Here is a 7669-nt window from a genome sequence, read left to right on the forward strand (position 1 = left end):
GTCTTACGGGGGCGGGGGGCGCTGCGCGTCGGCTGGGGGGGCTACTTTGCCGGGGCGGCGGTTTTGGCCGCTTCCACGACGTTTTCCGATGCGGGCTTCTCCGCTTTCTTCTTTTTCTTTTTTGGCAGCGCCAGCATCGTGCCGCGGCACGGGGGGGTGCCGCACAGGCAGCGGTAGCCTTCCTTCAGCGCCTTGGTGATGCGGCCGTCCAGGACCAGGCCGTAGTCGTACGATAGTTCGGTGCCGCGCGGCAGGTCGCGCAGGGCGACGATGTAGACGCGTTTGCCGTGCTTGCCTTCCTGCGCCTCGCAGTTGGGTTCGCAGGAGTGGTTGATCCAGCGGGCGTCGTTGCCTTCGTCGCCGCCGTCGATCACGCGGCCGGAGCTGAGCGCGAAGAAGAAGGTGTGGAAGGGATCGTCCGGATTGGTCGGGTGGCGGCGGTCGGCTTCCTTGGCGCTGATGCGCGCGCCTCCGTATTCGATGATGCGGGTACCCGCGGGAATCTTGCGGGCGGCGAAGACGCCGTTGCCGTGCAGCTTGGAGCGGCGGACGACATGCCAGGGCTTGATCGGGGTGTCTTCGGTGGTCATGGAGGCGTGGGTGGCGGTGAGACGAAACAGAATTATATCGACGCGTCTTTGACAGGACGACAGGCGTATAGTGGGCGCGCCTCATCCTTACTTGATATTCATCATGATCGTCCGTCCGCGTCCCTCTGCGCTGGCCTTGTTCTTTATTTTGCGCGGCTCCATCATCCCGCGCATTTTCAGCAGGCTCATCGTCATCACGCTGCTTGCCTGCGTGGTGGTGTGGATGTACCACCACCAGCTGTTTTCGCCCGCGCACCTGACCGCGGTGCCGTTCTCGCTTTTCGGCCTGGCGCTGTCGGTCTTCATGGGGTTTCGCAACAACGTCTGCTATGACCGCTGGTGGGAAGCCCGCAAGCAATGGGGCGATCTGATCGTGCAGGCGCGCAGCCTGGCGCGCGAAAGCGCGGTGCTGCTGGCGGCCAGCACGGCCAATCCGGTGCAGGAACGGCTGGTGCGGCGCTGCATCGGTTTTGGGTACGGCCTGGCGGCGCGCTTGCGCGGGCAGGACATGGTCGAGGCGGTGCGCCCCTGGGTGCAGCAAGACGAGCTGGACACGCTGGCCGGTTGCCGCAATGTGCCGGACGCCCTGCTCATGGCGATCAACCGCGATCTGGCGGCCTGTCTGCGGCGCGGCGAACTCAGCGACATCCTGTATCAAGGCCTGACCCAGCGCGTGGCGCAATGCGCCGCCATCCAGGCTGCCTGCGAACGCATCAAGTTCACGCCCTGCCCGTTCGCCTATTCGCTGTTGCTGCATCGCACGGCGTGGTTGTTCTGCCTGCTGCTGCCGTTCGGGCTGGTGGGCACGCTGGAATACCTGACCCCGGTGGCGGTCATCATCATCGCCTACACCTTCTTCGGGCTGGACGCGCTGGGCGACGAGCTGGAAGACCCGTTCGGCCTGGAAGAAAATGACCTGCCGTTGTCGGCGCTGGCCCGCGTGATCGAGATCGACCTGCTGGAAGGCCTGGGCGTGCGTCCGTTGCCGGAAGCCGCCGCGCCCGTGGATTACGTGCTGCGCTAAGCGCGGGTCATCCTGCCGGCCCCATCAGCGGCAGCATGGTTTCCTTCAGGCGGCGCAGTACGAAGCAGGATTTGCTGTGGCGGATGCCGGGGATGCGGTAGAGCTGTTCGCGCAGCAGGCGTTCGTAGTCGCGGGTGTCGCGCACGGCGATGCGAATGTAGTAGTCGTAGTCGCCCGACACCAGAAAGGCTTCCAGCACTTCGGGGATGGCCGCCAGGGCGCGGCCGAACTCGTACAGCGTTTCCTCGCTGTGGCTTTCCAGCGTCACGTGCACGATCACCGTGTCCATGAAACCCAGGCTGGCCGGGTCGATGTCGACGGTGTAGCCGCGGATCACCCCGGCGCTTTCCATGCGCTTGATGCGGTTCCAGCAGGGCGTGGACGACAGGCCCACCGCCGCGCCGATATCGTTCAGGCTGGCGCGCGCGTTCTCTTGCAGTACCTTCAGAATGGCCAGGTCAAACTTGTCCAGGTTCATTTTCTTTGATTCCTCCAAATCGAAGATAAATTTACTCCGTCTGGCCCGGAATCGTGGAAAAGAAGATAAAAATTCTTCCAGGCTACGAATAAGATAGATAGCATGAACGATCGCCTGCACCCCACCGCCGCCGCCGCGCTTGCCGCCACTGAAGCCCCCGTTTCGAACGGGGCGAAGATTCTGCTCGATACGCTGATTGCGCACGGCGTCGACACCGTGTTCGGCTACCCCGGGGGGGCGGTCCTGCCGCTGTACGACGCGCTGTATGCGGAACCGCGCCTGCGCCACGTGCTGGTGCGCCATGAACAGGCCGCCGTGCATGCGGCGGAGGGCTATGCCCGCAGCACCGGTCGCACGGGGGTGGTGTTCGTGACATCCGGCCCCGGCATGGCCAACACCACGTCCGGCTTGCTGGACGCGATGTGCGATTCGATCCCGGTGTTGTGCGTCAGCGGCCAGGTGGCCACCGCGGCCATCGGCACGGACGCGTTCCAGGAATGCGACGCCATCGGCATTTCGCGTTCCGTGACCAAATGGAATACCCAGATCCGCGCGGTGGACGACGTGGCCAACGTGGTGGCCCGGGCGTTCGAGCTGACCCGCCAGGGCCGGCCCGGCCCGGTGCTGGTGGACTTTCCCAAAGACGTGCAGTTGGCGGTGCCGCGCGATGCGGACGACGACGCGTCCGGTCTGCCCTCGCAGCAAAAGCTGGCCGCGCTGCGTGCGCGCCGCCAGTCGGGCAAGCTGGCGCCCAAATTGCCGCAATCGGCGGTGCGTCGCGCGGCCGCGCTGATCGCGCAGGCCAAGCGGCCCATCTTCTACGGGGGGGGCGGGCTGGTGAACGCCGGCCCCGACGCCTGCGACGCCTTTGCCGATCTGGTCCGCCACACGGGTGCGCCCTGCACGCTCACCCTGATGGGCCTGGGCGCATTCCCGGCGTCCAGCCCGCAGTTCGTGGGCATGTTGGGCATGCACGGCACGGTCGAGGCCAACCTGGCGATGCACAACGCCGATCTGGTCGTTTGCATCGGCGCCCGCTTCGATGACCGCATCACCGGCAAGATCTCCGAATTCTGCCCGCATGCGCGCAAGATCCATATCGATATCGATCCGGCCTCGATCAATAAGGTCGTGCGGGTCGATGTGGCGCTGGTGGGCGATTGCCTGCCGCTGGTGCGCGCATTGCGCGCCGAGCTGGGCGAAGAACCGATGGACGCGGCGCGTCTGGCGCCGTGGTTCAAGCGCATCGACACGTGGCGCAGCCAGGATTGCCTGGGCTTCACGCCCGCCGCCGACGCGATTCTGCCCCAGCATTTGATGGCCAGCCTGAACGACGCGTTGTCGGGCCGCGACGCCATCGTCTCCACCGACGTGGGCCAACACCAGATGTGGGCGGCGCAGTACCTGCGCTTTGACAAGCCGAACCGCTGGCTGACTTCAGGCGGCGCCGGCACGATGGGGTATGGCGTGCCGGCCGCCATCGGCGCGCAGGTCGCGCACCCGGACAAGACGGTGGTGTGCGTCAGCGGCGATGCGTCGGTGCTGATGAACATCCAGGAACTGTCCACGGCCATGCAGCACCAGACGCCCGTGAAGGTCGTGCTGTGCAACAACGGCTACATGGGCATGGTGCGCCAGTGGCAGGAACTGATCCACGGCGGGCGCTACAGCCACAGCTACAACGCGTCCTTGCCCGATTTCGTGGCGCTGGCGCGGGCGTTCGGCTGGGGCGCGGCAAGGGTGGACGACCCCGCCAAGCTGGAGGCCGCGCTGGCCGAATGCCTGGCGCATGACGGCCCCTATTTCCTGGACGTGGCGGTGTCGGCGCAGGAAAACTGCTTCCCGATGATGCCGGCCGGTCACGGCCACCAGAAGATGATGCTGGCCGAAGGCGTCTGGTACCAGGACGAGACGACCTGATCGCCTAGAACTGAATCGACAGGCCGCCGTCCACCACCAGCACGTGTCCGTTCACATAGGACGCGGCGGGTGACGCCAGGAACACCGCCGCGCCGGCGATTTCCTCGGGCTCGCCCCAGCGGCCAGTGGGGTTGCGCGCGGCGATGCGCGGGCCGAAATTCGGGTCCGCCACCATGGCCGCATTCGTTTCCGTTGCAAACGTGCCTGGCGCGATCGCGTTGCTGGTGATGTGATGGCCGCCAAATTCCGCCGCCAACGCGCGCACCATCCCCGTCAGCCCCTGCTTGGCCGCGGGATAGACCGCGTCGCCCGCGCGCGCCAGTTCACCCACCACCGACGTGATGGCGATCAGCCGCCCGCCGCCCTGGCGCACCATGCGTTCGGCCGCGAACTTGGCCAGGAGCATCCCGGCGACCAGGTCCGTATCGATCAATTCCCGGATTTCGGCCGGCGTGGTGTCGCGCAAGGTCTTGCGATTGCGCGCGCCCACGTTGTTGACCAGTACGTCCAGGCGCCCGTGTTCGTCGTCGATGCGCTGGAAGGCGCGCGCCATGTCGGCGTCGTCGCTGACATCGAACGGCAACGAATGGGCGTCCAGGCCCGAGCCCGCCAGATCGGCCACTGCGGCATCCACGGCGGCGGCGTTGCGGCCGTTGATCAGCACGCGCGCGCCACAGCCCGCCAGCGCCCGCGCAATGCAGAAGCCCAACCCGCGCGCGGACCCGGTCACCAGCGCGACCTGTCCGGTCAGGTCGAAGTTACGCAGATAAGGTAGTGTCTTCAAAGTCAATTCTCCATCGCCCCGCGCGTCGGGGCGAGCCTCGCTATTCCCTGAACTCTGGCGCCCAGTGCAGCAGGCGACGTTCCAGCCAGGTCACACAATAAACCAGCGCGATGCCCACGATGGACAACAGCGTCACGGCCGCGAACATGTCGGTGGCGTTCAACGTGGCCAGCGCGGTGATCATCAGGTAGCCCATGCCCGTGGTGGAGCCCACGAATTCCGCCAGCACCACGCCGATCAGCGCAAAACTGATGGCGTTGGGCAAGGCGGCGAAGGTCCACGCGGCGGCGGTCGGGATGCGTACCCGCCACAGGATCTGGCGCGGCGAACCGCCCAGCGTGCGGCAGAAATCCACCAGTTCGCGTTCAACGCTGCGGCCGCCCTTGTAGGTGTTGAAGAACACCAGGAAGAACACCACGAACCAGGATGTGACCACCTTGGATGCCAGGCCCAGCCCGAAGAACATGGTGATGAGCGGCACGAAGGCGATGCGCGGCATGGAATTGAACGCCACGATGAAGGGGTTGAACACGTCGGCCAGGAAGCGGCTGCGGCTGAGCGTCATGCCGACGATGAAGCCGCTGCCCACGCCCACCACCAGCCCCACCATGGTGGCCTGCAGCGTCAGCCACAGGTGCGGCCAGACCGAACGCGGCCCGGGCTGCAGCCATTGCCACAGCCGCACCGCCACGCGCGACGGCTGGCTGATGAAGAAAGGGTCGAACAGCGTGTTCTGGGTAAACCAAGGAATGCGCGTCAGCGTCTCCCATGCGCCCAGGATGACGGCCAGGATCAGCACTTGCCACACGGTGATGCGCACGCGGCGGGCGATGGCGGCGCGGCGGTCCAACCGCAGCTGGTCCTGCAGGGAATCGGAGGTTTCAGTCGGGATCATGGCGCAAGGGGATTCAGGCGGCGGCGCGGAACTGCTGGCCCAGCACGCTCCAGAGGCTTTGCACGTGGGCGACGAACTGAGGCGTTTCGCGTAGCGTGAAGACGTCGCGCGGATGCGGGATGCGGATGCGTTCGTCCAGCAGCACGCGGCTGGGCGGGCCGGACAGCACCACCACGCGGTCCGACAGCAGGATGGCTTCGTCCAGATCGTGCGTGACCATGACGATGGTCTGGCCCAGCTTGCGCCAGATCTCCATCAGTTCGCGGTGCAGGTGCGTCTTGGTGTGGGTGTCCAGCGCGCCGAAGGGTTCATCCAGCAGCAGGATGCGGGGCTCGACGGCCAGGCTCATCAAGAGCGCCACGCGCCGTCGCATGCCGCCCGACAATTGATGCGGGAAAGCGTCGGCGAAGGCGCCCAGGTGCCCGAGTTCAAGCAGCTCCGCCACGCGGCGTTCGATTTTATCGGCGGCCACGCCCTGGAACTTCAAGCCCAAGGCCACGTTTTTCCTGACGCTGAACCAGGGCAGCAAGGTGTCTTTCTGAAAGATGTAGCCCAGCGCCGGCGGCACCTGTCCGTCCACCAACCTCCCATCCACATGGATGGTGCCGGTGGTGGGGCGCAGGAAGCCGGCGATCATGTTCAGCAGCGTGCTCTTGCCGCAGCCCGAGGGGCCGACGATCGACACGAATTCGCCCTGTTCGACCGTCAGGCTGACCTCGCCCACCGCGTGCGTCGTGCCCTGGCGCGACTGGTAGGCTTTGCCGACCCTGTCCAGCGTGATCATCACAGGCCCCGCGCTTTCCGCACGAAGCCCATGTTCACGCATTTGGCATAGGGCACCGTCTTGATCTCGTCGTTCGAGAACTGCCGGCCGTCGCCCATGATGGCCGTCATGCGGTTGTACGCGTCTTCGGTGATGAGGTTGTCTTTCAGGAACACGGTGTCTTTGTAGACGCCCAGCGTCTTCTCGATGGCCGCGCGCGGAAAGGCGTTCAGGTAGTCGTCGTAGATGACGTCGGCGATGCCGGCGGCGCTGGTGGCGGTGATGAAGTCTTGCGCCTTGACCATCGCGGTCACGAAGGCCTGCACGACTTCAGGGCGCTTCTGGATGGTGTCTTCAAGCGTTAGCGCCGCGATGCCAGGGACGTCGCCGCCCATGAATTCGTTCCATGAGCTTTCGGTGGTGGCGTCGAAAATCGGCACGCCCCAGCCTTCCTGGCGGGCTTGTTCCATCATGGACATGGTGGCCATGCTGGCCGACACCGAGCCGGTCTTGAGCGCGCCCAGCATCGTGGCCAGGTCGCCCAAGGGGCGAATGTCGACCTTGTCGGCCACGCCCGCTTTCTGCATCAGGTACAGCGCCATCAACCAGGTGCTGGACTGGGGCTGGGTGGCGCCGACGCGCTTGCCGGCCAGGTCCTTCAATGATTTGATCTTGCCGCTGTCGAAGTCTTCGCGGCGAACAATGACATTGGCATACGTAAGCTTGCGGTCAAAGCCGAACACCAGGGTCGCGGCCTTGCCGGCGATGGTCAGCGCGGGCGCGGCGGTAGCCGCCGTGGCGCCGAACGCGATCTGGCCGGCCGCCAGCAGTTGGTTGGTGCGCGGGCCGCTTTGCGAATTCAGGTACTCCACGTCCAGGCCGCCTTCACCGAAATAGCCCTTCTTCAGCGCCACGTAGCCGGCCGCGAAAAACGGATCGATGCTGCCCTGTCCGTAGACGACGCGGCCCAGCTTGGGCTGCGCGAACGCCACGCGCCCATTGAGCAGGCTGACGCCGGCAAACGCCCCGGCGGCGGCCAGCACGCGGCGGCGGGTGGAGAAATCGGGGCGGTAGGTCATGTCTTCCTCGGACGTTGGTTGGTTGCAGCTGTTTGGCGTAAACAATACCCCAGCGTCTGCCGGCCAACAATGAAAAACGCCCGGGTTGTCCGGGCGTTGACGGGCTTCTGCAAGGGGGCTGGGTTTGGGGGGGGGG

At 65.8% G+C, this 7669-nt stretch carries 8 protein-coding genes; 2 read left to right on the forward strand and 6 right to left on the reverse strand.

The window, feature by feature from the left end:
• Positions 1–41: 41 nt before the first annotated feature.
• On the reverse strand, positions 42–590 hold the full coding sequence (locus ACE039_RS13580; RefSeq protein ID WP_485822600.1) for an SET domain-containing protein: 549 nt from the start codon (positions 588–590) through the stop codon (positions 42–44).
• A 103-nt stretch (positions 591–693) separates the two neighbouring features.
• On the opposite strand from ACE039_RS13580, the gene ACE039_RS13585 reads away from it, so the two are divergent.
• Entirely contained in the window at positions 694–1614 is a 921-nt protein-coding gene (locus ACE039_RS13585) for a bestrophin family protein (RefSeq protein ID WP_485822601.1), read from the forward strand.
• Between the two features lie 7 nt (positions 1615–1621).
• On the opposite strand, the gene ACE039_RS13590 is transcribed toward ACE039_RS13585, so the two are convergent.
• Entirely contained in the window at positions 1622–2092 is a 471-nt protein-coding gene (locus ACE039_RS13590) for an Lrp/AsnC family transcriptional regulator (RefSeq protein WP_105559432.1), read from the reverse strand.
• A 93-nt stretch (positions 2093–2185) separates the two neighbouring features.
• Here ACE039_RS13590 and ilvB point away from each other — a divergent pair, with 93 nt between their 5' ends.
• On the forward strand, positions 2186–4012 hold the full coding sequence (gene ilvB, locus ACE039_RS13595) for a biosynthetic-type acetolactate synthase large subunit (protein WP_485822605.1): 1827 nt from the start codon (positions 2186–2188) through the stop codon (positions 4010–4012).
• A 4-nt stretch (positions 4013–4016) separates the two neighbouring features.
• Here ilvB and ACE039_RS13600 read toward each other — a convergent pair whose 3' ends face one another.
• The 4 genes from ACE039_RS13600 to ACE039_RS13615 are packed head-to-tail and all read right to left on the reverse strand — an operon-like array spanning position 4017 to position 7533.
• Positions 4017–4796: an SDR family oxidoreductase gene (locus ACE039_RS13600; RefSeq protein WP_313464274.1), complete on the reverse strand. Its 780-nt coding sequence runs from the start codon at positions 4794–4796 to the stop codon at positions 4017–4019.
• A 40-nt stretch (positions 4797–4836) separates the two neighbouring features.
• Positions 4837–5691, reverse strand: a complete 855-nt coding sequence (locus ACE039_RS13605; protein WP_105559429.1) for an ABC transporter permease — start codon at positions 5689–5691, stop codon at positions 4837–4839.
• A 13-nt stretch (positions 5692–5704) separates the two neighbouring features.
• Positions 5705–6475 (reverse strand): ABC transporter ATP-binding protein, encoded by a 771-nt coding sequence (locus ACE039_RS13610; protein ID WP_485822602.1) that lies wholly within the window; start codon positions 6473–6475, stop codon positions 5705–5707.
• Positions 6475–7533 (reverse strand): ABC transporter substrate-binding protein, encoded by a 1059-nt coding sequence (locus ACE039_RS13615; RefSeq protein ID WP_105559427.1) that lies wholly within the window; start codon positions 7531–7533, stop codon positions 6475–6477. The genes ACE039_RS13610 and ACE039_RS13615 overlap by 1 nt, the downstream gene beginning before the upstream one ends.
• Between the last annotated feature and the right edge of the window lie 136 nt (positions 7534–7669).

It is taken from the genome of Achromobacter maghribensis (assembly GCF_057334215.1).

Excerpts from the sequence above, each read along its gene's own strand:
- ACE039_RS13580 (WP_485822600.1), bottom strand. The coding sequence starts at position 590 with ATGACCACCGAAGACACCCCGATCAAGCCCTGGCATGTCGTCCGCCGC.
- ACE039_RS13585 (WP_485822601.1), top strand. The coding sequence starts at position 694 with ATGATCGTCCGTCCGCGTCCCTCTGCGCTGGCCTTGTTCTTTATTTTG.
- ACE039_RS13590 (WP_105559432.1), bottom strand. The coding sequence starts at position 2,092 with ATGAACCTGGACAAGTTTGACCTGGCCATTCTGAAGGTACTGCAAGAG.
- ACE039_RS13605 (WP_105559429.1), bottom strand. The coding sequence starts at position 5,691 with ATGATCCCGACTGAAACCTCCGATTCCCTGCAGGACCAGCTGCGGTTG.
- ACE039_RS13610 (WP_485822602.1), bottom strand. The coding sequence starts at position 6,475 with ATGATCACGCTGGACAGGGTCGGCAAAGCCTACCAGTCGCGCCAGGGC.
- ACE039_RS13615 (WP_105559427.1), bottom strand. The coding sequence starts at position 7,533 with ATGACCTACCGCCCCGATTTCTCCACCCGCCGCCGCGTGCTGGCCGCC.